Raw genomic sequence first — 22,295 nt, 5'->3', positions numbered from 1 at the left:
TCTCCCGGGCGGGGGCAGGCCCGGCCGAGGATGGCGGCGCACAGGACCGCACCGTGCCGCTCCCTCCGGAGGAGTACGCGTGGACGCCACCAACGATACGCACAAATGCGGGCTCGCTCGAAGGTTCTCGCGGGCAAGACTTTTCGTCGGTACCGTCTCGTTACTGGCTCAGCGTTCGGGGCCGCCGGGGTTGCACAGGGCGTTCACCGTCTCCTGGTAGCCGACCGCGGGCCGCCACGGTTCCAGATTCCAGCTGGTCTTGTTCGGGGCCACCACGCGCGCCCACTCCCAGTGGCAGAGGAATTGATCCCGCATTCCGGGAGTGTCGGCCTCGGGGGACTGTGCGAGCACCTCCTGCCAGGCGCGCTCACCCGCCGTGGGAAAGGTGTCCTGCCGCCCCGCCTCGGTGGGGTACACGAGCAGGCGACGTCCGTCGACGGCGTCGGTCCATTCGGTGCGGTCGACGAGTGGCTGATCGGCGAACGGGTCCACGGTCGGGACCGGCGGGGTGCTCAGCAGCGTCGGATCGGCGATCGCCTTGGACGCGGTGGAGGGTTGCGCGGCGGGGGACTGGGCGGTCGGGATCGCGGGGACGGCGGCGGGCGCGGGTTCGAGGGAACCCACGACCACCGGCGACGACTCCTCCGCCGCACCACAACTGGTCAGTACCAGTGCCAGCGCGATCGCGCACGGGCCACCCGATAGTTTCCAGCGCAGCCGCATCGGCCTCGCCCCTTTCCCTGGCAGTGAATCGCTCTCAGGGCACCGCCACCAGCCGCAACCCTCGGATCATGATTGCATCATGGGCACTGAAACTCGAACGTCTCGCATTTGCTACGGCTGGCACCGTGGCCCAGACAGACCCTACGATGGCACGCGCGGGGCGGTCCCGGAACCTGGGAGCCGTCGGGAACGACTGTAGAGGCAGGATGATGTCACCGACTGTGAAATGTCTTGTCTGGGAAGTGGACAACACGCTGTGGGACGGCGTGGTGTCCGACTCGACCAGCGGGGCGTTGCGTGCGGATGCCGCGCGCTCCTTGCGAATTCTCGCCGAACGCGGCGTCATGCACGCGGTCGCCAGCCGCGGTGAATGGGCCTGGACGGTGGAGCAACTGCGCAAGCACGGCCTGCAGACCCGCTTCGCGGTGATCGAGGTCGGCTGGGGTCGCAAGTCCGCCGCTATCACCCGGATCGCGCAGACCCTCGGCGTGAGCATGGACCACGTCGGCTACATCGACGCCGAACCGCTCGAGCGCAGCGAGGTGGCGCACGCGCTGCCGCAGGTGCGCTGCTACGCCGCCCGGCACGTGGATGTGCTTGCCGCGCTACAGGAATTCCGCGCGCCCGTGGGCGCGGTGCCGCCGCCTACTTCACCGATGGGTTTCTCACACGTCAACGCGCGCTGACCCGGACGTCACGCGGATTCTGCTCCGCTGCGGCGGATTTCGACGATCGGCAGCACCAGCGCCGCCGGGGCGCTCGCCGGAACCACCGGCTGATTCGGGGCGATCGGCGCGATACGCCGGTACCCCGTGCCCTGCTCGGGACGCAGGTCCTGCTCGCCCTTGTTGGGCCACAGCGACGCGGCCCGCTCGGCCTGCGCGGTGATGGTCAGCGACGGGTTCACGCCCAGGTTGGCGGAGACCGCCGCGCCGTCGACAACGCTCAGGGTGGGATAGCCGTAGACGCGGTGGTACGGGTCGATGACGCCGGTGCTCGCATCCGCGCCGATGGCCGCGCCGCCGAGGAAGTGCGCGGTGAGCGGGATGTTGAACACCTCGCCCCAGCTGCCGCCCGCGACGCCGCCGATCTTGTCGGCCACCGCGCGGGTGACCTCGTTGCCGGCCGGGATCCAGGTCGGATTCGGTTCGCCGTGGCCCTGTTTGGAGGTGAGCTTGCGACCGAACAGTCCGCGCTTGGTGTAGGTGGTGATGGAGTTGTCCAGATGCTGCATCACCAGCGAGATGATGGTGCGCTCACTCCAGTTCTTCACCGACAGGAACTGCACCAGCGTCAACGGGTTCAGCAGTGCGGTCCACAGGAAGCGCAGCCAGCGCGGCATCCGGCCGCCGCCGTCCACCATGAGGGTCTGCAGCAGGCCCATCGAATTGGAACCCTTGCCGTAGCGGACCGGTTCGATATGGGTATCGGGCGTGGGGTGGATCGAGGAGGTGATGGCCACGCCGCGGGTGAAGTCCAGATCCGGGTTCACCTTGCGGACGGCCGCGCCGACGATGGATTCGGAATTGGTGCGGGTCAGTACGCCCAGGCGAGCCGACAGTCCGGGCAGCACGCCCTTGTCGCGCATGGCGAACAGCAACTGCTGCGTGCCGCGGGTGCCGGCGGCCAGCACCACGTGCCCGGCGGTGAAAGTCTTGGGCTGCTTGCGCATCCACGCGCCGGTGCGTTCGGTGTGCACATCCCAGGTGCCGTCGGGTAGCGGCTTCACCGCGGTGACCGTGGTCATCGGGAAGATCTGCGCCCCGGCCCTTTCCGCCAGGTACAGGTAGTTCTTGACCAGGGTGTTCTTGGCGTTGTGGCGGCAGCCGGTCATGCACTCGCCGCATTCGATGCAGCCGGTGCGGCGCGGGCCGACACCGCCGAAGTACGGGTCGTCGACGGTCTTGCCGGGTTCGTCGAAGAACACGCCGACCGGGGTCTGCACGAAGGTGTCGCCGCAGCCCAGATCGTCGGCGACCTGCTTGAAGATCTCGTCGGCCGGGGTCATGTGCGGATTGCGGACCACGCCGAGCATCTTCTGCGCCTGCTCGTAGTAGGGCATGAGCTCGTCGCGCCAGTCGGTGATGTCGCGCCACTGGGCGTCCTGGAAGAACGGCTGCGGCGGCACATACAGGGTGTTCGCATAATTCAGTGAGCCGCCGCCCACGCCTGCGCCCGCGAGGATGAGCACATCGCGCAGCGGGTGGATGCGCTGGATGCCGTAGCAGCCGAGCTTGGGCGCCCACAGGAACTTGCGCAGATCCCAGCTGGTGTCGGGCAGTTCGTCGTCGGCGAAGCGCTGGCCCGCCTCCAGGATGCCGACGCGATAGCCCTTCTCGACCAGGCGCAGCGCGGTGACACTGCCGCCGAATCCGGATCCGACAATGAGCACGTCGAAATCGGTCTCGCGTTGGGTCATCGCAAACTCCCTGGTCGTCGTCGACAAGTGTGGCGGCGGTTACGCTAATGCGGACAGTTGGAACTGTCAACGAAGGGTCACCACACTGTCTATGCTGCTCTGCGTGGACAGATACAGCCGCACGCAACTCGCCGAAATGAGCGGCGTACCCGCCCGCACCATCCGCTACTACCACTCGCTCGGAGTGCTGCCCAAGGCCGGACGCGCGGGCAAGGAGGCGGTGTACACCGGGGAGCATCTGGATCGGCTGCGCGATATCGCGGCCATGCAGGCGCGTGGGCTGCGGCTCGACGCCATCCGCGAGGTGTTCGCCGCGGACGCGCCCAGCGGCGAATGGCATACGGTGTTCAATCCGATTCAGCCGGTGTCGGCCGACCAGCCCGCCGTCATCGTGACCGATGACGAACTGTCCGCACTGCTGGGGGACCGGCGGCCCGAGATCCTCGAGGAACTGCGCACCGCGCAGTACATCGAGCCCTGCGGCGACGGCTGGCGGATTCCGGACGAGCCGATGCTCAAGGGCGCGCTGATCCTCTACGACGTGGGCACCGAGATCACCCTGGCCGGGGCGCTGCGCAAACTCATTCGCGCGCGGCTGGCCGAACTGGCCGACGAGATCGTGCACACCTTCGGCGACGCGGCCACCACGCTCTACGGCGGCGAGGGGATCGGCGACGATCTCCTGCGCTTCCGCGACCGGTTCCGCGCCGCCGCCTGGGAGGTCGGCGGCGCGACGCTCGCGGACGAAATCGAGCGTGCGGTAAGGGAATACCGCGACCAGTAGCGGGCACTAGTCCAGATGCGCGCGGCGCACGCGCTGCAGAAAATCCTCGAGCGGAGCCTCGTTCGGCCGCTTCGGCAGCGCGGGCGTCGCGGCGTCGAACTTGCGCTCGTACTCGTCGATCAGCGCCTTGGCGGCGGCCTCGCCGGATTCTGTCATCATCCGGCGGCCGAACTCGAAGAACGGTTCGGGATCGGGCAGCCGGATCCTCAGCTCACCGGTGGTGTAGAGCTCGTAGCCCTGCCACAGCAGGCGCATGGTGTGGCGCGCGTGCTTGGCCAGGCGGTGATCCTGCAGGCCCACGGTCTCGCGGCGGTTGCGCATCTTGCGGAACTGCGCCATGGCATAGCCGAAGTAGGAGTTCCGGACCCGTTCGGCGGTCATGAAGTTCGACCGCAGGCTGATCAGCTCCGCGCCGAAATCGGTTGTGACCGTGTAGTTCTCGAGCCACAGGATTTCCGAGGCGGTGGGGTTGCAGGACAGGATCAACCCCATCGCCTTGCCGACCTCGTGATAGGTGGCGTCCGCGCCGTCGCGCCCGTGCCGGGTGCCGCGATCACGCGTGGGCGGGTGCAGGCCGAGGAAGGTGCGCGTGGGCTCCACGTACACGCCCAGATAATCCACATCGCTGTCGGCGGTGTTCAGCCCGTAGGCGAACGATCCGACAACCCCCTCCAGCAGCAGGTCCTTCGGGTCACTCATCGCACGTCCTTTCCCCTCCCGAACTGCATCGAGTATCCGTGCCGGGCGGCGGAAGCGACAGCGAATATCGGGTGACCCGAACCAGGTCACAGCGATTAGTCAGCAACCCTGATTGTGGTGGAGTTCATCCGCGCGCCGAACCGGCTGCGGCATGCCGACTTTCATTCGCGACCCCTGCAGAACGTGCTTGTCAGGGTGGATATTCAGACCCCTCGGCGCGGTGTGTGCACTCTCCGCATACTTCTGGCACTCTCGAAGAGGAGTACTTACCTCGGGCAAGGACAGGCTTCGGCGCTCAGCGACGCGCGCGGTTCCCCTTCCGCACGTGTCCGCGTGATCGGTATTCGAAAACGCTGACCACCAATGTTTTCCGGAGTTCACCAGGCTATGACACCGCACACCGCACACGCCCCGTACCAGCCCGCCGTCCCGCCGACCAGCACGCTCGCCCGCAGCACTCCCTGGCATCTGGGCTCGCAGTGGTGGGATGCCAAAACCGTCCTGGTGACCCGCCCCGTCGGACCCGGCCAGATCGCCATCACCCCGCACCTCGTGGTCCCCGCGCCGCACGACCAGCTCGCCTTCCTGCTCTCCTCCTACAGTGAGGAAGCCCAGCAGCTCGCCTACGACGGCCGCGTCGTCATCCAGACCGGCGACTGGCGCGGCCGCCCCGCCCTGGGCACCCGCCAGCACTACGGGCTGGCCCGAATCATCAGCGACACAAACATTTCCGCGCAGGTCCAGGACCATATGCGCGTCAAGTACGGCGCGCGCACCGCCTTCGCCCGCATGGCCCATCGTCTCGCAAACGGCGCCGTTCCCTACGGCGATCTGGTAGCAGTGGTAGAACTACGCCCGAACCCGCCCTTCATGCTCACGCCGTAGCCCGGTGCCGGAGAACGGTTCCCCGCTGCGCGCGACACCGCACGGCGAAACCGGGCCCGACACAGGAGGTCAGAGCGTGGCGACAACCATTCTCGGCGGCGGTATCGCGGGCACCGCCCTCGCCGCGGCCCTCGCCCGCGGCGGCGACAAGGTCACCCTCTACGAGCAGCGGCCCAGCGGCAGCGGCGGCGGCGCGTTCCTCTTCATGGAGGACCGCGCCCACACCGCCCTCACCGCACTCGGCGTCGACCCCTCCGCCCTGCACGCCGCCTCCCAGCCCATCCAGGGCCTCGACTACACCAACAGCGTCGGCGTCCACTCCGCCCGCATGGGCCAGGGCCACCGCTTCTGGCTGCGCGCCGACCTCATCACCGTCCTGCGCGACTTCCTCGAAACCTCCGGCGCCGAAACCCGTTTCGGCACCACCGTCACCGAGGTCCGGACTGAGGCCGACACCGTCGTGCTGCACACCGCCGACGCCACACCGCTGCCCCTCACCGACACCCTGGTCATCGCCGCCGACGGCATCGACTCCGTCGCCCGCGCCCACCTCGACCCCGCCCGCACCCCCGTCTACGCCGGCGACATCGTCGTCTACGGCATGACCACCAACCCGCTGTCCCTGCCCAGCCCGGCAGCGGTCCTGCACTTCTACGACGAGATCACCCCCGAGGGCAAAGGCGCGACCCTGGGCCACGTGTGGACCCCCACCACCAACGCCCTGTGGTTCCTCCGCATCCCCCGATCACCCCTTCCGGCGGACGACCTGGGCCTGCGCCCCCTCGCCGAATGGTCCGACACCATCCTGGAAGCCGCCCCCGCCAACCGGGCCCTCCTGGAAACCCTTCTCGCCCACACCGATTCGGTGCACGTCTCCAATGCCCGCAACGTGCCCCTCGACCCCGCCGCAGCCCCCACCCCACCTCTGCTCCTGATAGGCGACGCCGATCACGCCATCACCCCCGCTGCCGGAATCGGCGCCCGCGACGCCCTCGAAGACGCCCACGCCATCCACCGGGCGCTCACCACCGCCGCCTCACCCGCCGAAGCAATGGCCAACCGCCGCACCCAGATCCGAGCCGACCGCGAACGAGCCCAACGCCTCATCCGCCAAAGCACCGGACGTCCGGCCTCCAGCTGAACGGCCCCCGCACGGCTCGTCCGGGGGCGGGGCCTGGTCACCGTCCTAGGGAATCGCGAGCGGGTATTCGCAGCTGGCGGGCGGGTCGACCAGTCCGCAGTCCGACAGCGCGCGAATCGGCGAGTAGCCCCGGGGAACTCCGCTGGCGGCAATGATCTGCCGATAGGTGTCCACCGCCTCGGTGGGCCGGCGCGTCAGGGCCGGATCGTTGCGCACGTCGACGGTGTAGAGGCCGAAACGGGGTGTGTAGGAGCCCCATTCGTAGTTGTCGGTGATACTCCAGTAGTTGTAGCCGACGATATTGATGCCGTCTGCCTTGGCCCGTTGCAGCCAGTAGACGGTGTCGCGCAGGTGCTGTGAGCGGGTGTAGCCGTCGGCGCGCGGCTTCCCGTCCTCGGTGGGCATCCCGTTCTCGATGATCCACAGCGGCTTGCCCGGGAACCTGTGCGAATAGTGTTGCAGCGCATAGTAGATGCCCTCGGGCCGCACCGGCAGCTCCCACATGCCCGCCGCGGGCGGCAGCGACCCGTCGGGCTGCGAGACCGCGGATTTCGGCGGCTCGTACCCGAAGTAGTAGTCGACGCCGATGAAGTCGAGCTTGTCGCCGATCCGGTCCATGAGCGGGCCGTTCACCTCGGCCTCGGCGCCCGCGACGTAGCCGACGTTGCTGGTGACCAGTGCGTCGGGCTGCACCTGGTGGATGTAGTCGTAGATGCTGTTGTGCGCCTGGGCGACCCGATCCAGCATCTGCCCGGGATCGGTGTCGTTCTGGCGCACCTCGTGCATGATGTAGGCGACCGGCTCATTGATGGTGACCCACACCGGATTTCGGGAGGCGAACCGGTCCACCACGAGCCGCGCGTTGGCGAGCCACTGATCCACCATCCCGGCATTGCGCCAGCCGCCCTGCTCGAGCGCCCACGCGGGATAGGTCCAGTGATCGAGGGTCAGCATGGGATGCATACCCGCCGAGATGATGGCGTCGACGACCGACTCGTAGAACGCGAACCCGCTCTCGTCCCAGGTATCGGCCGTCGGCTGTAGTCGCGCCCATTCGATGCCGATGCGGAACACCTTGGCGCCCAGCCCCGCCGCGAGCGCGATGTCGTTGGGGTATTTGGAGCGGAAGTCGACGGAATCCTCGAAGCGGTCCCAGTCCGGGTTGTTCTCGATGTAGCGCGTCCAGTTGCTGTCGGGCGCATGTCCTTCGGATTGGAATCCGGAGGCGGCCACGCCCCACAGGAAGTCCGCCCCCAGCCCGCTTCCCGCGGCGCTCTGTCCGGTCGTCGCCGATCCCACGGCGACGGGCAACAGCGTCGAGGCCACGGCAAGCCCGGCGACGACAAGGCGATGTAGCCGGGTGCGCATCGAGCTCCTCCTCCGGGACAACGGAGTCGTGAATGTCCCGAATCGGAGCGTAGCTGGCAGTTAGCCAAACTCCGGCGCAGCGCGAGGCGTGTCGCTCAGCCCTCCCAGGTGAGCGGCCACAACCACGCGTCGACCAGTCGCTCCTGTGTCTCGTCCCCGGCGAGCTTGGCGGACAGTGCCCGCTCGTCGATCTCGGCATCCCCGTCCAGTTCGGCAGTCGGCCGGTAGCCGCACCGCGACTGTTCCTCTTCGGCAGACATGGCGTCCTCGATTCTGCAACTCACGAACCCCTGCCCTTCCGGGGCAGCGGAACGGCGCCGCGACCACACCCCTCGCTGCGAGGTCACGTCACCGTCGCGTCCAGTTTCCTGCCGTGGGAGGGTGTGGAACGCGAGTAATCCGCTACTCGAATTCGGCCGCCGATCGCGCGAATTCACCCGGGGGTCAGCGCGGCAGCGTCACCGGATCGGTGCAACTGGCGAGGGCGTCCACGAGGGAGCAGGTGGCCGGTACGCGGGTCGGCAGGTAGTGTGCCGGGACGCCACCGTCACGGGTGATCAGCCGGTAGGCGTCCACCCCGTCGGTGGGATGGCGGGTGAGGGTGGGGTCGGTCAGCACGTTCACGGTGTAGAGACCGAAACGCGGTGTGTAGGAACCCCATTCGTAGTTGTCGGTGAGACTCCAGTAGTTGTAGCCCATGATGTTCATGCCATCGGCCCGCGCGCGCTGGATCCAGTACATGGTGTCGCGCAGGTCGTCGGCGCGGGTGTAGCCGTCGGCCCGGGGCGCGCCGTTCTCGGTGGGCATGCCGTTCTCGACGATGTAGAGCGGCTTGCCGGGGAACTGGCGGGCGAAATGCCGCAGGGTGTAATAGATTCCGTCCGGTTCCAGCGGCAGCTTCCACAGCTCCGACTGCGCGAAGGCCGTGAACTGCGCGACCGTCGCGGGGGACATGCCGTAGTAGTAGTCGATGCCGATGTAGTCCAGCCGATTCCCGATCAGGTCCAGCATGGGTCCGTTGACGATGTCGTCGGCGGCGGGGATGTAGGCCACATTGCTGGTGACCATCGCGCCCGGCTGCACGGCGTGGATGTAGTCGTAGATCGTGTTGTGCGCGGTGGCCAGGCGCACCTGCATGACGGGCAGGTCGGTGGCGGGCAGGCCGCCGTTGCGGACCTCGTTGAGCATGTACGCGGCGGGCTCGTTGATGGTGACCCACAGCGGGTCGGCGCCGGCGTAGCGGTCGACCACCCGGCGCATGTTGGTGAGCCAGTCCCCGACCATGTCCGGGCTGCGCCAGCCGCCGCGTTCGGCGGCCCAGCCGGGGTAGACCCAGTGGTCCAGGGTCAGCATGGGCCGCATGCCCGCCGCGCGGATGGCGGCGATCACCCTGTCGTAGAAGGCGAATCCGTTCTCGTCCCAGGCGCCGGGCCACGGTTGCACGCGCGCCCATTCGATGCTGATGCGGTAGGTGTTGACGCCCAGGTTCTTCGCCAGCGCGATGTCGGAGGCGTAGCGGGTGTAGAAGTCGACGCTCTCGCCGTAGCGGTCGTAGTCGGGGTGGGATCGGATGTAGCGGGTCCAATTGCTGTCGGGCGCATGGCCTTCGGATTGGAAGCCGGACGCGGCCACACCCCAGTGGAAGTCCGGGCCGAAGGCGGGCACGGTGTCGGGGGCCGGTGCCGCGCCCGCGGGGGCTCCGGCCGTGAGTAGCGCGGTCACGGCGGCGGCGATGGCGAGGACGTGGCGGCGGGTGTGCGGTCGCATGGGACTCCTGATCCAGCTAAAGCGAACTGGGCGGCCGCCCGACATTATGGCGGACCCGCGCACGGACGATGCGAGGTTCGGCCGAATGATTCACGTCGTCCGGCAGTACGAGATAGCGGCAGGCTAGCGTCCGCGGATCCAGATCTTCCAGCACCGCGAATCCCGTGTCGCGCAGCATGGTCGCGACAAGCTCCGGCGCAGTCACGTCCGGGAGGTAGTCGAGGATCAGTTCGGTGCCCGGCGCGAGCGCGGCCACGCGGCACGTGGTCGCGGTGAGGGCCGACGGTGTGCGCTCCCCGCCCAGGTGAATGATGAACGTGGCCTGCCGGGTATCGAAACCCGCTGCGGCCATGCCGGTTTCATCGACGCGAGCGAGCCTCGTGACCCGCAGGCCGTGATACGGGTTGTGCGCGCAGAACGTATCGAGTGCCGTGCCCACCAGCAGGACCTGGCCGATGCCCGCCGATACGGCGTCGGCGAGGCGATCCTCGGCGAATCGGCAGCGCGCGGCGGCGAGCAGTCGCCGATGCGCACGGACGGGCGGTGCCGGTTCGCGGGTCACGATGGTCGCCGTCATGGCCGGTCTCGCTCGACTCAGTGGTTCGGGAAGGGCCAGCCCGGCATCTTGGGCATGGGTGGCATCGTGGGCATGGGCGGCAGGTCGGGGAACTCCGGCATGGGCGGAATCGGCGGGATCGGCATCCCGCTCGCGCTCGCACCGCCGAACCGCTGGAACGCGGCCTGTCGCGAGGTTCCGAACAGTTCCCCGATCTCGGCCCACGTCCGCCCTTCGTCGCGGGCCTGCCGCACCAGCGAGCGCAGCACGTCATCGACGACGCTGTCGAGACTGCGCGCCGCCCGCAGTGCCGCCATCACCGACGGCGCGGGCCTGCCCTCGGCCGGTGCGAGTACCTCGGCCACGAATTCGGCGTTGGTGGACAACAGTTTTGCCAGGACCGCCCGCTCGTCGGCGGGATCTCTGTGCTGCGTATCACTCATGTGTAAATGCTGCCTTTACGTGAAACCGGTTGTCAAGGAAGGATTTACGCACTGGATCGGCCAGAAGTTTGCCGGAAGGGGGTCCGCGAATTTGCCACGCCTATAACGTTCTTCGACAGCGGGACAGGATGGTGTTGCGGGGTGAGGACGCCGGATCTATGACAGCTCAGGACGAAGAAACAGCGGATCGGGAACTGTTCGATCTCGTCCGCAAGGCCGGGTTCGCAGGCGGAGCCTGGAAGACGCTGGCGGACAAGCTGGTTCGCCAAGGACTTGCGGTACTGGGGCCCTGGGTGCGCTCAGGATGGATATTCACCGTGGCCGCGAAGAAGGGGATGCCCCTACATCCCTCCGCGCAGGAACGCGAACTCGTCGCCAACCTGCTCGCCGAGGACTTCGTCCAGGAGGCGGTCACCATCGCCCTGGGCAAGTTCCGCCGCAAAGCCCTCGACGGCCAGGGCTGGTGCGCCGACGGAGGCACCAGCCTCGCAACCTATTTCGTGGGTGGCTGCATCCTGGCCTTCGTCGAACATTTCCGCCGGAGTCGTCGCAACGGCGACCTGTACGAACTGTATGTCGGCATCGAATTACCGATATACGGCGCGGACGGGCCCAGCGTGCTCGAACTGGTACCGGCTCGCGACGACGTCGCCGGGTCGGTGGTGGGCGAGCTGGCCTGGCGCAGTCGCCTGGCGAAACTGGGCGACCGGGACCGCGGACTGGTGTGGGGAAAGGCTAATGGTTTGCGTGGAGCGGAGATTGCCGAACTGTTCGGCTGGCCGTCGGTCAAGGCGGTCGAACAGCGGTGGGCGCGGCTGAAACACGATCAGGAGTGGGTCCGCGGTCTCACCGAGGAGGAGCAGTGATGGTGCAGGACAACAGTGGCCGGCCGCCGGTGGCCGGGGAGGAGTTCACCGACGCCGTCGCCGAACTGCTCGACCAGTCCTCGCTGGTGGATCCGACGCTGCAGCGCTTGCGGCGGGCGATTCCACAGGCGGTGGTGGACAGCATCGTGGACCATGCGGGCGTGGTCGACTCGGGCACGGCGGGAACGGATTTCGCGAGCAGGCTGCATCGGCGGCACGCGTATCGCAGTGACGAGGATCTGGAGCTGCTGACCCAGTTGCAGGCCTACGGGTTGCGGCGGCTGTCCTCGCGGGCCTACGACCTGAGCGAGGAATCGCAGAACCTGCTGACCACCATGGCCGACAAACTGCGCGCGAGTGAGGGACTGCCGGCGGTGCCGCCCGACTACTCCGAGCGCTGATCCTCCAGATACCGCGCGCGCAGTTGCTCGATGACGGAATCGGTCACCCCGGCGTGTGCGGTGAGGTACCGCATCGGCGAGCCGTAGGTGGCGGTGAGGTCGTCGAGGGCCAGGCGGATCACCTCGGCGGGCGCGCGGCCGTAACCCGGCCAGCGCAGGACTTTCGGTGCGTAGCGGGCGTGCCAGTCGGCGACGAAGCGCGCGGTGGCGAGTTCGGTGAGGGCGAAGTCCGCGAGGATCTGCTCCTCGGAGACATCGAGCGCGGTCAGCAGGAGGGCGGCGAGGAGTCCGGTGCGGTCCTTGCCCGAGGTGCAGTGGAATACCGTGGGGCCGTCGGCGGTGGCGATCATCTCGACCGCCTGCCGGATCTCCGCGACCCCGTCCGCCGCGACCTCCGCGAACTTGTCGGCCAGGAACCGCCAGGGATCGATCTCGGGATCGGTCCCGGCTTGGTCGTAGGGTCGGTGCTCGATGCTGAAGTTGGCGTAGGACAACAGCTCTCGATCCGGTACGGCGCCGTCCCGGTCGATCTCCCACGGGTAGCGGAGGTCCACGACGGTGCGGATTCCCAAGGAACCGAAGAGCTCCCGGTCCGTGCCCGCCAGTTTGCCGAGGGAGTCGGCCCGGTACAGCGCCTGCCAGCGCACGGTCCGGCCGTCCGCACTCCGGTAGCCACCCAGATCGCGGAAATTGTGCAGGCGCTGGAACTCGATGTGCCGCTTCACTGTTGATGCCCCTCCTCGCAGCGGTACCGGAATCCCGGACCGCCTCTCAGCATGCCATCCGCGGCCCGGTTCACCGACCCGCCACCGAGTCGGCGACCGCCGTGGGTTCGGTGTTCACCGCCGGTTAGCCCGCGTGGCTAGCGTGAGCGGCACGCGCAGGGAGGGGATGGCATGGAGTTCCGGCATCTGGTCTCGTTCGTCGCACTCGCGGAGGAGCTGCATTTCGGCCATGCCGCGCGCCGGCTGCACCTGAGCCAGCCGAGCCTGAGCGCGCAGCTGCAGAAGCTGGAGAAATCGGTCGGTGTCCAACTGGTGGCACGCAATTCGCACGAGGTGCGATTGACCGCGGCGGGCCGCGAATTCGAGATCCAGGCCCGGCAGATCCTGGCCCAGCTGGACCGTGCGGTGACCACCGCCCGCGCCACCGCCCAGGGCCGCGCCGGGACCCTGAACGTCGGCTACAATGTCCCCGCCAGCAGGCATGTCCTCCCGCAGGTTCTGGCCCGCCTCACCGACCGTCACCCCGGCATCGAGGTCTCGCTCTGGGAGAAGCGAACCGGCCCGCAGCTCAACGCCCTGGCCGACGGCTCCCTCGACCTCGCCTTCGTCTACGGCCACCCGACCACCGGCGACTTCCGCTACCGCCGCATGCTGCATCGCATTCCCCTGGTCGCCCTGGTGGGCCGCCGGCACCGCTGGGCCGAACGTGGCGGCGTCCCCTTCTCCGAACTCCAGGGCCAGGAATGCGTGCTGTTCGCGCGCGAACAATGCCCGGCCATGTACGACACCATCTTCCGCGCCGCCGCCCAGAACCGCATCGCCCTCACCGTCGGCCAATCCGCCGACGATCCCGGCGCCACCGCCCACATGGTCTCCATCCGGCCGGTGGTCGGCTTCGCCTCGCTCCCGCGGGCCCTGTCCATGGGGCTGGGTACCGCGGACTCCGGCCCCGTCGCGGTCAAGCTCTTGGACCCAGTACCCACCCTCGACCTCTACGCGGTCTGGCGGGCCGAAGAGGACAACCCGGCCGTCGCTCAATTCGTCGAATGCCTCGAATCCGTTGAGCCGCTGCCTATTCCGGCCTGATCGCGCAGTCGGCCGGTAGCGCTCAGGTGCGGGGTTCGGGGTCGCGAAGTGCCGCGGCGAGCACAGGGCGGAGATCGAGATCGAGCCCGGCGCGGCGGAAGGCGTCGAGCCAGGCGGATTCGATGTCGGCGATCTCGGTGCGCGCCCGGCGGATGGCGGCGTGGCCGCGACGGGTCGGACGCGCCAGGCGGGCGCGGCCGTCGGCGGGGTCGGGGACGCGTTCCAGGTAGCCGAGATCGACGAGAGCGCCCACCAGTTCGCTCATGGACTGATGCGTCATCCCGGCGCGCGCTGCCAGGTCGGTGATGCGGGTGCCTTCGCGGTCGATGTTGTAGAAGACCGGGTGGTGCGCGATCGTGATATCGGTGTAGCCCGCGGCGCGCAGTCGCGCGACCAGTTCGCCCACCATCCGATCGGCGAGCTGCTTCAGCAGCACGACCAGTGGGGCGGTGGAAGTTTCGGACATGTCGCCTCCGTAGACGGTGCGCAGGATGCCTGCCTATAATAGGCAGGCATCCTGCGCGAATGAGCGGATGACATTCGAAAGAAGCTGTGCCATGCGAACACTCTCGGCAACGGTCGTCAGCGCACTCTGGTTCGTGCTCGCCCCCGGCATGGTCGCCGGTGTCGTGCCGTGGTGGCTCACCGGCTGGCACTCCGGTCCGACCGGCCGGTGGTGGCTCCCGGTGAGCAGCCTCGGCGTGGCGATGATCGCGGCCGGTGTCGCGGTGCTGCTGTACGCCTTCGCGCGTTTCGTGCGGGAGGGGCGCGGGACGCCGCTGCCCGCCGCGCCGACGGAACGGCTGGTGATCGGCGGAGTCTACCGATACGTGCGCAACCCGATGTACGTGGCGGTGGTGGCCGTAATCCTCGGGCAGGCCCTGGTACTCGCGCGGTTCGGCCTGGTCTGGTACGCGGCGGCAGTCTGCGCGATCGTCGCCGGATTCGTCTACCTGTACGAAGAACCCACCCTGCGTGATCAATTCGGTGACGCCTACGACGAGTACCGGCGCGCGGTCCCGGCCTGGGTGCCACGCCTCACCCCGTGGAGAGGGTGAGCGCTCCAGGGGGTCAGAGGCCGAGTTTGGTTACCGCGTTGTCTTCCAACGGGTTCGCGGTGCGGATGTAGCCGTGCACGGTGCGGGGGTTGGACCAGCGGCCCTGGCGCATGATCTCGCGGTCGCTGGCACCGCCGAGGGCGGCCTGAGTGGCGAAGCCGGCGCGGAGGGAGTGGCCGGAGAAGAGGGCGGGGTCGAGGCCCGCGCGGGCGGCGTAGCGTTTGACGAGTTCGGCTACGGCACGGCCGGACATGGGGGTCGAGGCGATGCCGCCGTGGCGGGAGATGGTGGGGAACAGGGGGAGGGCGGGGTCCTCGGCGAGGCGGGTGCCGGTGAAGCCATGGCAGCGGTGAATGTCCTGGGCGGCAGGCGGATTCGCCGCCAGCCAGTCCGAGAGGCGGGGGCCGTGGGTGCGGTGGGCCTCACGCAGGCGGATCCAGTCGGCGAAGGCGCAGACGGGGCAGGTGTGCGGGCGTTGGCCGCGCGGGAGGGCGACACGCTGCTCGCTGATGCCGGTGGGGTCGGTTTTGGTGGTGGGCAGGGCGATCAGGAGCACCGGTTCGCCGGTGGTGTGGTCGGTGTGGACGGTGACATCGGTGATGCGGAGGGCGGCTATCTCGCTGCGGCGCAGGGCCCCCGCGAAACCGACGAGCAGCAGCAGGGTGTCGCGGCGGCGGGCGGGTTCGGCGGGCCAGCCGGGGGCGGGAAGCTGGGCGAGCAGTTGGTCGAGGGTGTGGAGCAGCACCGGACGCTTGCGTTTGGGCTGGGTGCGGCGGGTGCGGCGGATGCCGCGCAGGGTGAGGCGGACGACGTCGGCGCGGGTCGGGGAGGGGAGGCCGTTGGCCGCGTGCACCGCGGCCAGCGCGGCGGCCTTGCGTTCGAGAGTGGCTGCGCTGAACGCCCATTCGCCGTCGTCGCGGCGGGCGTCGGCCGCGGCGGCGAGGTAGACGGCGACGTCGAGGGCGTCCGCGGGCAGAGCCTGCCGGGATTCGGCGGCGCACCAGGCGGCCCAGGCGATCCAGTCGGTGCGGTAGGCGCGCAGCGTGTTCGCCGACTGGGACGCCTCGAGATAGCGGCGCAGCGACTGCGCCTGCTCGCCCTCGAAGCGCTCCCGGACCAGTTGCAGGGCAGCGGAATCCACCAGCACGCTGCGCACGCCCCGGCGCAGCTCGGTGCGCACCGAGTCGGGAACCGCGATCACCGCGCCGCCGGATTCCGTTGCCTCAGCCATGTCCCCGACCCTACGGCACGCGAACCCGCTGTCCGCCTTGGGAAACGCCGCCAATCTAAGTGGATGCCAATTCTGCCTATATAAACGTCCTGTACTGCAGTGAATCTCATGTATGTTTGTCAGCGTTCGACAATGGAAGTGATGAGCTGGTGGTGCCCCACGCAGCATCGCACCGGATGCTCGAACCCCCGCGATCCCAGCGAGATGTCAACGACCCCACGACAACTCGCGACCCGAGGACAGGATGCGGGGTGCCTGCGTGGCCGGCGTTTGCGACGACTCCCACCGCGCCACGCAGGCCCCGGGGTGGGGGCATGACCGAAGGGGGATGGGCTGTGCACGGCGAGCAACGAGGCGCTCTGCTGCGTCGTCACCTCGGCGACCGGCGTTTCCTGCTCACCCTGCCGTGCGCGGTCGCCCTGCAGATCCTGCACCCGGTGATCGCCTCCGCGCTGGCCGAGCACGCGTCGAATCGACTGTGGGAGCACAAGAGACGCACGGTCTCCCAGATGATCTACATGGCCTACAGCGCCCGCGACCCGCGCACGGTCATCCGCTTCGGGCACGAACACGTCAAGGGTGAGGACGCGAGCGGACGCCGCTACCACGCCCTGCATCCCGAGGTGTTCTTCTTCCAGCACGCCACCTACGTCGACAGCCTCGTGGCCTCGATCGAGCTGTTCGGCGGCGGTCTCACCGAACCCGCACGCGAGCAACTGTATTCGGAATGCTGCGAGTGGTATCTGAGCTACGGCGTGTCCGCCCGGCACATGCCGGAGACCTGGGCGGAGTTCACGGACTACTTCGAAACCCAATGCGCCGAAACACTTTCCCTCACCGACCGGGCAGCCGCACTCGCGCCGCAGGTGCTGCGCCCGGACGCCTGGCTGCCGGGCGTCCTCCCCGGCTTCGCGGTCCGCGCGATGCTGCGCGAAGACGCCGCCGCACTACTGGATGCGCGGCCCAGCGCAGTCGATCGAGCGGCCTTCGGGCTGTATGCCGCCACCGTGCGGGGCGCGATCGGTACCGCGCCCCGCCGCCTGCGCTACCTTCCGCAAACCCGGATCAGGGACTGGGAATTCACGCGAACCGCACCCTCGTGAGGGCCACGCGGCACCTCGCGGCCGGACCGGGGTGACGCGCTATCCGGGCGAGACGGCCTCGGTGAAGCGCTTCGCCAGCGCCCGCATGCGCTCGACGAGTTCGGGTGGTTCGTGCACTCGGAAGCGGAAGCCGAAAAGTCCGGTGTGGACAGCTAATTCGTCGAGCGAGTTGGAGCCGGTGTGCAGCAGGCAGGAGTCGGCGTCCACGGCCTCGAGGACGCCGATCGTGGCGGGAATCCGATCCGCGGCCTCTTCGACGGGCACGTACAGGGTGATGCGGGCCTGATAGCGGTAGGGCGCGGTGGTGACGCCGTGGGAGACGAAGCCCGCCGGATCGATTCCGGGATCCTCGCGCGGGACGAAACGCGGTCCGTTCGGGATACGCGGCTGGAGACGGTCCACGCGGTAGGTGCGCCAGTCGTCGCGGTCGACATCCCAGCCGATCAGGTACCAGTGCCGGCCCGTGTGGACGAGTTTGTGCGGTTCGGTGGTCCGGTGGGTATCGCTGCCGGAGTGGGTTCGGTAGTCGAAACGCAGGCGGTGCTGATCGCGGATGGCCGCGGCGATGGCGGTGAGGGTTTCCGGATCGACGGGAGCGGTTCCCGCCGGAACCGTCACCGTGGCCGCCTGCAGCGCGGTGATGCGATGCCGCAGCCGCGAGGGGAGCACCTGCTCGAGCTTGGCCAGCGCACGCAGGGAACTGTCCTCGATCCCGGCGATGGTGCCACCGGCCGCCGTGCGCAAACCCATTGCGACAGCGACGGCTTCGTCGTCGTCGAGCAGCAGCGGCGGCAGTACCGCACCCGCGCCCAGCCGGTATCCGGCCGCGCCCGCGACGGCGTGCACGGGGTAGCCGAGCGTGCGCAGCTTGTCGATGTCGCGGCGAACGGTCCGCATATCGACATCCAGGCGCTGGGCCAGCTCGCGGCCGGTCCAGTCGCGAGGCGTCTGCAACAGTGACAGCAGGCGGAGCAATCGGGCGGAAGTCTCGAGCATGATCGAGATTGTCCCGCAGCCCTAGGACGAGAACCGCCCTAGGGCGTGGGGGCGTGCCGGATCACTCGCCCAGCACGCCGAACGGGGAGTCTGAGGCGCCCTGACTCAGTGGCATGGTCCAACCGGTGCCGTCGTCGTAGGGCGGTACCGCGCAGTCCGGCAGCGCGGGCACGGCCGGAATCCCGGGGATCGCGGGGCAGAACAGCACGCAGCCGGGCGGTAATCCGTATCCCGGCTGTGGATAGTTCGGATTCGGTAGCCCGCCGAAGACCATCGCCGGGACCGAGACGACCGCGCTCACCCCGAGACCGACCGCTACGAAGACCGCCATGGCGTCGACTCCTTTCCCGCAGTGTGCCTTGGATATCCGCACGCACCCGTACCAGGGTGCGTCACGGCATCGGAGGCGATAGCCGGTTCGCTCTCGGGTAAACGTCGACACGCCTCGACGCGCCGGAGCGGGGGAGAAGCACGGACGTACGGCGCTCACTCGGGGCCGGAGCCTACCGATTGGTCTTCTCTATGCTGGTCGGATGAGCTCGAATACGACATCGCTGGTGCTGATCGGGCCCGATCTGGACGCCGTGACCACCGTCGGACACGAGGACGAGGCCGCGACGGCCGGGGTGGATCCCCGGGCTGTCGAAGCCATCTGGGAGTCGGTGCGCGACTGGTACCGGATGGGGACCACGCCCGCCATCCAGATCTGTCTGCGGCGCGACGGGAAGATCCTGCTCAACCGGGCCATCGGGCACGGGTGGGGCAACGGCCCGAAGGACGGGCCGGACGCCGACAAGGTGCCGGTGACGCCGGAGACGCCGTTCTGCGGGTTCTCCACGGCCAAGGGAGTGGCCTCGACGCTGATGTTCATGCTGGTCGAACAGGGCGCGTTCGCACTGGAAGACCCTGTGTGTGAATACATTCCGGAGTTCGCCGCGCACGGCAAGGAACGGATCACCATCGGGGACGTACTGTCGCATTCGGCGGGGGTGCCGTTCATCACCCCGCCCTACAGCGGAACCGCGCTCGTCCTCGACGAGGAACTGGCCGTGCGGGGCCTGGCGGATCTGAAGCCCAGCTGGAAGCCGGGGCGATTCCGGGTCTATCACGCGCTCACCAGTGGGTTGATTCAGCGCCTGCTGGTACAGCGGGCCACCGGCAAGCGGATGCGGGAGCATCTGCGCGAGCAGGTGCTGGATCCACTGGGCTTCCGCTGGACCAACTTCGGCGTGCGACCCGAGGATGTCGACCAGGTGGTGCCGAGTGTGAAGGTCGGGCCGGGGCCGTCGCGGGTGTGGCGGCATCTGGCGGGGCGGGCGCTCGGCGGCGGGCTGTCCGGGCCGACCGCACGGGAGGACCAGGACGCGTTCCTCACCGCGGAACTGCCCTCGGGCAATCTCGTCACCACGGCTGCCGAACTGTCGCGGTTCTACGAGATCCTCGCGCGCGGAGGTGAATTGGATGGTGTGCGGATCATCCGGCCGGACAATCTGCGGGCCGCCGTCCAGCCCGCGCCGTGGATTCCGGGCGTGGCCGGGAAGGTCTCGGTCGCGGGATTCGAGCTGGGTGGACGCCGCTCGAAGTTCGGCCCGAAAACCGAAACTCATTTCGGGCGTAGCGGTTTGACGACGCAGTACGGGTGGGCCGATCAGGCGCGCGGGCTGTCCGGTGCGGTGCTCACCAACGGCAAGGCCGTGGCCGACGCCGACCGGCCGTGGCGACTGGTCAACCAGATCTCGACGGCGATTCCGCGACATTCCTGACCGAAGCGAGTACGGGACCTGTCAGTCGGGCAGAATCGGGACCGACAGTCCCTCACCGCGTTTCAACAGGGCGGCGCGGGTGACGGTCCCCGCGCCGAACCGGTCGCGCAGCGCGTCCAGCGTGGAATCGAGCGTGGATTCCGCGCGCGGTTCCAACGGCAGCGTCAACTGCATGACGTCGGCATCGTCGAGGTTGGTGAGTGCCAGCCCGATCAGTGTCAGCCCGCGCTCGTGAATGGTCGGTAGCGCATCCTCCAGCAGCGTGCGGGCGGCCCGCAGGATGGTCTCCCCGCTATTGGTGGCCTCCGGCAGCGTATGCGACCGCGAAGCACGCCCGAAATCATCGAATCGTAAGCGCAACACCACTGTTCGGCACACTCGCTCCGCCTTGCGCAGCCGATGCCCGAGCCGATCCGCCAGCCCGTGCAGATAGGCCTCGATCTCCGCATCGGTCCGGTCCCGCCGCCCCAGCGCCCGCTGCGCGCCGATGGACCGCCGCCGCCGCGCCGTATCCACCCGCCGCGGATCCCGCCCCCACGCCAGCGCGTGCAGATGCCGCCCCGCCGCCGGGCCCAGTGCTCCCGCCAACGCCCCCTCACCCATCTCCGCCAACTGCCCAACCGTCGTAATTCCGCGCTCCCGCAACTCCCGCGCGGTCACCGCGCCCACACCCCACAGCCGTTCCACCGGCAGCGGATGCAGGAACCGCAACTCCCCGTCCACCGGAACCTCCAGCAGCCCATCGGGTTTCGACACCGCACTGGCCACCTTCGCCAGGAACTTGGTCCGCGCCACCCCCACCGAGATCGGCAACCCCACCTCCCTGCGCACCCGCTCGCGCAGCCCCCGCGCAATCGCCACCGGTTCTCCGGCGATCCGCCACAACCCACTCACATCCAGAAACGCCTCATCGATGGAAATCCCCTCCACCTCGGGCGTCGTATCCCGGAAAATCTCGAACACCGCCCGACTCGCCGCCGAGTAGGCCCCCATCCGAGGCGGCACCACGATCGCCCCCGGACACAACCGCAACGCCTCGCGCACATTCATCGGCGTCCGCACCCCGTACGCCTTCGCCTGATAACTGGCGGCCAACACCACCCCACCGCCCACCAGCACCGGCCGCCCCCGCAACCCCGGACGATCCCGCTGCTCCACCGACGCATAGAAGGAGTCGAGGTCAGCATGCAAAATGGCCGCCCGCTCCGGACGGCCCAGACCACCAACCTCACCGCCGGACACGAACATATGTTCGCATACCGCGCGGTGTGTTGTCCTCGCCCCCACTACTTCCAGCACCGAAGGCGACCAGTCCCGTGTACAGGCGATCCCTTCGCGCTCCCCGAACCTCCCCGGGCCTGGTCAGAGCATGGCGGCGAACATCATGACGGGGGCATTGATCAGGGCGTGGGTGAGGATGAGGAGCCAGGGGTTGCGGTGGCGGGACCAGAGGAAGCCGAGGAAGAGGCCGGTGATGCCGGTGTTGAGGGTGGCGGCGGCCAGGTTGACGGGCAGGGTGGAGATGGGGTGGATGGCGGCGTGCCAGGAGGACCAGAGCAGGCTGGTGAGCAGGATCGCGGGCCAGCGGCCGTAGCGGGATTCCAGGCGGGTTTGCAGCCAGAAGCGATAGAAGACTTCTTCCAGCACGGCGTTCAGGAGGAAGACTACGAGGATGGTCAGGGGGTCGGGGATGGGGGCGGTCCAGGTGGGGGACAGGGCCGTGACTGTGAGGATGTAGGCGAGGACCGCGGGGGTGGGGCGGAACCAGCGGGAGCGGGTGGGCAGGCGGGTCCATTCGCGCCAGGTCACGAGATGCAGTGCCAAGGGGAAGGCGAGCAGGAGAAGGAGTTTGAGGGAGAGGAACCAGAGGTCGGTGGCACCCGTCAGGTGCATGCCGAGGGTGAAGGACAGGGCGGCGGCTGTCAGGAGCCAGGTGGTGCGGGTGAGGGTGCGGGGTGGTGTATCGGCGAAGGGGTCGGGGGCCGGGGTGCGCGGGGGGATCAGGACCGCGGCGGCCAGGCCGACCAGGGGTGGGAGCCAGAGGATCCAGAGGGGACGGGTGGCGTCGGTGTCGGCGGAGTACCGGATCGCGGTGTTGCCGGTGAGGACGAGGGTGGCCAGGGCTGCGGCGTAGGCGGTGATTCCGGCTAGTAGCAGGGCTGTTGCTACTCGGGTGGGGGCGCGCACCCGGCCACGGTATCGGGAGGGGATGCGGCGGGTGGTGTCGCACACCTGACTTCGGACGAACCGGTGGAAACAGACAAGGGGCAGTGAGGTTTTC

General features: G+C 68.6%; 25 protein-coding genes. 10 read left to right on the top strand and 15 right to left on the bottom strand.

All coding sequences use genetic code 11. The annotated features are described in order from the left end of the window. Positions 1–168: 168 nt before the first annotated feature. Positions 169–723 (bottom strand): DUF2599 domain-containing protein, encoded by a 555-nt coding sequence (locus JK358_RS22065; protein WP_201949712.1) that lies wholly within the window; start codon positions 721–723, stop codon positions 169–171. A gap of 242 nt (positions 724–965) precedes the next feature. On the opposite strand from JK358_RS22065, the gene JK358_RS22060 reads away from it, so the two are divergent. After that, positions 966–1,409, top strand: coding sequence for a hypothetical protein (locus JK358_RS22060; RefSeq protein WP_307817669.1), 444 nt, complete (start codon positions 966–968; stop codon positions 1,407–1,409). Between the two features lie 8 nt (positions 1,410–1,417). On the opposite strand, the gene JK358_RS22055 is transcribed toward JK358_RS22060, so the two are convergent. Continuing rightward, a complete protein-coding gene (locus tag JK358_RS22055; protein WP_201949711.1) occupies positions 1,418–3,142 on the bottom strand; it encodes a GMC oxidoreductase in 1,725 nt (574 codons plus the stop codon). Between the two features lie 103 nt (positions 3,143–3,245). On the opposite strand from JK358_RS22055, the gene JK358_RS22050 reads away from it, so the two are divergent. Then, entirely contained in the window at positions 3,246–3,926 is a 681-nt protein-coding gene (locus JK358_RS22050) for a MerR family transcriptional regulator (RefSeq protein WP_307817668.1), read from the top strand. A 6-nt stretch (positions 3,927–3,932) separates the two neighbouring features. On the opposite strand, the gene JK358_RS22045 is transcribed toward JK358_RS22050, so the two are convergent. Continuing rightward, on the bottom strand, positions 3,933–4,625 hold the full coding sequence (locus JK358_RS22045; protein ID WP_201949709.1) for a nucleotidyltransferase domain-containing protein: 693 nt from the start codon (positions 4,623–4,625) through the stop codon (positions 3,933–3,935). 387 nt (positions 4,626–5,012) lie between these two features. On the opposite strand from JK358_RS22045, the gene JK358_RS22040 reads away from it, so the two are divergent. After that, positions 5,013–5,510 carry a hypothetical protein gene (locus JK358_RS22040; protein WP_201949708.1) on the top strand — a complete coding sequence of 166 codons (498 nt, stop codon included), beginning with the start codon at positions 5,013–5,015 and terminating at the stop codon, positions 5,508–5,510. Positions 5,511–5,586: 76 nt separating this feature from the next. Beyond that, positions 5,587–6,651, top strand: a complete 1,065-nt coding sequence (locus tag JK358_RS22035) for an FAD-dependent oxidoreductase (protein ID WP_201949707.1) — start codon at positions 5,587–5,589, stop codon at positions 6,649–6,651. Positions 6,652–6,696: 45 nt separating this feature from the next. Here JK358_RS22035 and JK358_RS22030 read toward each other — a convergent pair whose 3' ends face one another. The 5 genes from JK358_RS22030 to JK358_RS22010 all read right to left on the bottom strand — a co-directional run bounded on the left by JK358_RS22030 (position 6,697) and on the right by JK358_RS22010 (position 10,785). Then, the gene (locus tag JK358_RS22030) at positions 6,697–8,019 is read right to left on the bottom strand and encodes a family 1 glycosylhydrolase (protein WP_201949706.1); all 1,323 of its coding nucleotides are present in this window, start codon (positions 8,017–8,019) and stop codon (positions 6,697–6,699) included. A gap of 95 nt (positions 8,020–8,114) precedes the next feature. Next, entirely contained in the window at positions 8,115–8,279 is a 165-nt protein-coding gene (locus JK358_RS22025) for a hypothetical protein (RefSeq protein ID WP_201949705.1), read from the bottom strand. A 184-nt stretch (positions 8,280–8,463) separates the two neighbouring features. Then, positions 8,464–9,786: a glycoside hydrolase family 1 protein gene (locus tag JK358_RS22020; protein WP_201949704.1), complete on the bottom strand. Its 1,323-nt coding sequence runs from the start codon at positions 9,784–9,786 to the stop codon at positions 8,464–8,466. 16 nt (positions 9,787–9,802) lie between these two features. Beyond that, complete coding sequence (locus JK358_RS22015) at positions 9,803–10,363, bottom strand: class I SAM-dependent methyltransferase (RefSeq protein ID WP_201949702.1); 561 nt, start codon at positions 10,361–10,363, stop codon at positions 9,803–9,805. 17 nt (positions 10,364–10,380) lie between these two features. Further along, complete coding sequence (locus JK358_RS22010; RefSeq protein ID WP_201949700.1) at positions 10,381–10,785, bottom strand: hypothetical protein; 405 nt, start codon at positions 10,783–10,785, stop codon at positions 10,381–10,383. A 158-nt stretch (positions 10,786–10,943) separates the two neighbouring features. Between JK358_RS22010 and JK358_RS22005 the strand changes: the two genes are divergently transcribed. After that, the gene (locus JK358_RS22005; RefSeq protein ID WP_201949698.1) at positions 10,944–11,651 is read left to right on the top strand and encodes an RNA polymerase sigma factor; all 708 of its coding nucleotides are present in this window, start codon (positions 10,944–10,946) and stop codon (positions 11,649–11,651) included. Continuing rightward, on the top strand, positions 11,651–12,052 hold the full coding sequence (locus JK358_RS39400; RefSeq protein WP_232851673.1) for a transcriptional regulator: 402 nt from the start codon (positions 11,651–11,653) through the stop codon (positions 12,050–12,052). Before JK358_RS22005 ends, JK358_RS39400 begins: the two co-directional genes overlap by 1 nt. Here the strand turns inward: JK358_RS39400 and JK358_RS21995 are convergent. Then, positions 12,037–12,777, bottom strand: coding sequence for a tyrosine-protein phosphatase (locus JK358_RS21995; RefSeq protein ID WP_201949696.1), 741 nt, complete (start codon positions 12,775–12,777; stop codon positions 12,037–12,039). The genes JK358_RS39400 and JK358_RS21995 overlap by 16 nt on opposite strands. Positions 12,778–12,948: 171 nt before the next feature. Here JK358_RS21995 and JK358_RS21990 point away from each other — a divergent pair, with 171 nt between their 5' ends. Continuing rightward, on the top strand, positions 12,949–13,863 hold the full coding sequence (locus JK358_RS21990) for a LysR family transcriptional regulator (protein WP_201949695.1): 915 nt from the start codon (positions 12,949–12,951) through the stop codon (positions 13,861–13,863). A gap of 22 nt (positions 13,864–13,885) precedes the next feature. Here JK358_RS21990 and JK358_RS21985 read toward each other — a convergent pair whose 3' ends face one another. Continuing rightward, positions 13,886–14,329, bottom strand: coding sequence for a MarR family winged helix-turn-helix transcriptional regulator (locus JK358_RS21985; RefSeq protein WP_201949694.1), 444 nt, complete (start codon positions 14,327–14,329; stop codon positions 13,886–13,888). 91 nt (positions 14,330–14,420) lie between these two features. Here JK358_RS21985 and JK358_RS21980 point away from each other — a divergent pair, with 91 nt between their 5' ends. Next, a complete protein-coding gene (locus tag JK358_RS21980; protein ID WP_201949693.1) occupies positions 14,421–14,921 on the top strand; it encodes a methyltransferase family protein in 501 nt (166 codons plus the stop codon). Positions 14,922–14,934: 13 nt separating this feature from the next. On the opposite strand, the gene JK358_RS21975 is transcribed toward JK358_RS21980, so the two are convergent. Next, positions 14,935–16,152: a site-specific integrase gene (locus JK358_RS21975; RefSeq protein WP_201949692.1), complete on the bottom strand. Its 1,218-nt coding sequence runs from the start codon at positions 16,150–16,152 to the stop codon at positions 14,935–14,937. Between the two features lie 314 nt (positions 16,153–16,466). Between JK358_RS21975 and JK358_RS21970 the strand changes: the two genes are divergently transcribed. Then, positions 16,467–17,255, top strand: a complete 789-nt coding sequence (locus JK358_RS21970) for an oxygenase MpaB family protein (protein WP_201949691.1) — start codon at positions 16,467–16,469, stop codon at positions 17,253–17,255. 39 nt (positions 17,256–17,294) lie between these two features. Here JK358_RS21970 and JK358_RS21965 read toward each other — a convergent pair whose 3' ends face one another. Continuing rightward, a complete protein-coding gene (locus tag JK358_RS21965) occupies positions 17,295–18,251 on the bottom strand; it encodes a helix-turn-helix transcriptional regulator (RefSeq protein ID WP_201949690.1) in 957 nt (318 codons plus the stop codon). Positions 18,252–18,312: 61 nt separating this feature from the next. Next, the gene (locus JK358_RS21960; RefSeq protein WP_201949689.1) at positions 18,313–18,582 is read right to left on the bottom strand and encodes a hypothetical protein; all 270 of its coding nucleotides are present in this window, start codon (positions 18,580–18,582) and stop codon (positions 18,313–18,315) included. Positions 18,583–18,784: 202 nt separating this feature from the next. Here JK358_RS21960 and JK358_RS21955 point away from each other — a divergent pair, with 202 nt between their 5' ends. Continuing rightward, entirely contained in the window at positions 18,785–20,014 is a 1,230-nt protein-coding gene (locus JK358_RS21955; RefSeq protein WP_201949688.1) for a serine hydrolase, read from the top strand. Between the two features lie 21 nt (positions 20,015–20,035). Here the strand turns inward: JK358_RS21955 and dinB are convergent, their stop codons facing one another. Further along, positions 20,036–21,262, bottom strand: coding sequence for a DNA polymerase IV (gene dinB, locus JK358_RS21950; RefSeq protein ID WP_201949687.1), 1,227 nt, complete (start codon positions 21,260–21,262; stop codon positions 20,036–20,038). A 114-nt stretch (positions 21,263–21,376) separates the two neighbouring features. Next, entirely contained in the window at positions 21,377–22,201 is an 825-nt protein-coding gene (locus tag JK358_RS40415; RefSeq protein WP_201949681.1) for a CPBP family intramembrane glutamic endopeptidase, read from the bottom strand. Positions 22,202–22,295: the final 94 nt, after the last annotated feature.

The sequence above is a fragment of the Nocardia acididurans genome (assembly GCF_016741815.1).
GTDB classification, from domain to species: domain Bacteria; phylum Actinomycetota; class Actinomycetes; order Mycobacteriales; family Mycobacteriaceae; genus Nocardia; species Nocardia acididurans.
Note: the sequence above shows the minus strand (reverse complement) of the source record. Positions and strands in the feature narration are given on the sequence as shown.

Excerpts from the sequence above, each read along its gene's own strand:
- JK358_RS22065 (WP_201949712.1), bottom strand. The coding sequence starts at position 723 with ATGCGGCTGCGCTGGAAACTATCGGGTGGCCCGTGCGCGATCGCGCTG.
- JK358_RS22055 (WP_201949711.1), bottom strand. The coding sequence starts at position 3,142 with ATGACCCAACGCGAGACCGATTTCGACGTGCTCATTGTCGGATCCGGA.
- JK358_RS22045 (WP_201949709.1), bottom strand. The coding sequence starts at position 4,625 with ATGAGTGACCCGAAGGACCTGCTGCTGGAGGGGGTTGTCGGATCGTTC.
- JK358_RS22040 (WP_201949708.1), top strand. The coding sequence starts at position 5,013 with ATGACACCGCACACCGCACACGCCCCGTACCAGCCCGCCGTCCCGCCG.
- JK358_RS22030 (WP_201949706.1), bottom strand. The coding sequence starts at position 8,019 with ATGCGCACCCGGCTACATCGCCTTGTCGTCGCCGGGCTTGCCGTGGCC.
- JK358_RS22025 (WP_201949705.1), bottom strand. The coding sequence starts at position 8,279 with ATGTCTGCCGAAGAGGAACAGTCGCGGTGCGGCTACCGGCCGACTGCC.
- JK358_RS22020 (WP_201949704.1), bottom strand. The coding sequence starts at position 9,786 with ATGCGACCGCACACCCGCCGCCACGTCCTCGCCATCGCCGCCGCCGTG.
- JK358_RS22015 (WP_201949702.1), bottom strand. The coding sequence starts at position 10,363 with ATGACGGCGACCATCGTGACCCGCGAACCGGCACCGCCCGTCCGTGCG.
- JK358_RS22010 (WP_201949700.1), bottom strand. The coding sequence starts at position 10,785 with ATGAGTGATACGCAGCACAGAGATCCCGCCGACGAGCGGGCGGTCCTG.
- JK358_RS22005 (WP_201949698.1), top strand. The coding sequence starts at position 10,944 with ATGACAGCTCAGGACGAAGAAACAGCGGATCGGGAACTGTTCGATCTC.
- JK358_RS39400 (WP_232851673.1), top strand. The coding sequence starts at position 11,651 with ATGGTGCAGGACAACAGTGGCCGGCCGCCGGTGGCCGGGGAGGAGTTC.
- JK358_RS21990 (WP_201949695.1), top strand. The coding sequence starts at position 12,949 with ATGGAGTTCCGGCATCTGGTCTCGTTCGTCGCACTCGCGGAGGAGCTG.
- JK358_RS21985 (WP_201949694.1), bottom strand. The coding sequence starts at position 14,329 with ATGTCCGAAACTTCCACCGCCCCACTGGTCGTGCTGCTGAAGCAGCTC.
- JK358_RS21980 (WP_201949693.1), top strand. The coding sequence starts at position 14,421 with ATGCGAACACTCTCGGCAACGGTCGTCAGCGCACTCTGGTTCGTGCTC.
- JK358_RS21975 (WP_201949692.1), bottom strand. The coding sequence starts at position 16,152 with ATGGCTGAGGCAACGGAATCCGGCGGCGCGGTGATCGCGGTTCCCGAC.
- JK358_RS21970 (WP_201949691.1), top strand. The coding sequence starts at position 16,467 with ATGACCGAAGGGGGATGGGCTGTGCACGGCGAGCAACGAGGCGCTCTG.
- JK358_RS21965 (WP_201949690.1), bottom strand. The coding sequence starts at position 18,251 with ATGCTCGAGACTTCCGCCCGATTGCTCCGCCTGCTGTCACTGTTGCAG.
- JK358_RS21960 (WP_201949689.1), bottom strand. The coding sequence starts at position 18,582 with ATGGCGGTCTTCGTAGCGGTCGGTCTCGGGGTGAGCGCGGTCGTCTCG.
- JK358_RS21955 (WP_201949688.1), top strand. The coding sequence starts at position 18,785 with ATGAGCTCGAATACGACATCGCTGGTGCTGATCGGGCCCGATCTGGAC.
- dinB (WP_201949687.1), bottom strand. The coding sequence starts at position 21,262 with ATGTTCGTGTCCGGCGGTGAGGTTGGTGGTCTGGGCCGTCCGGAGCGG.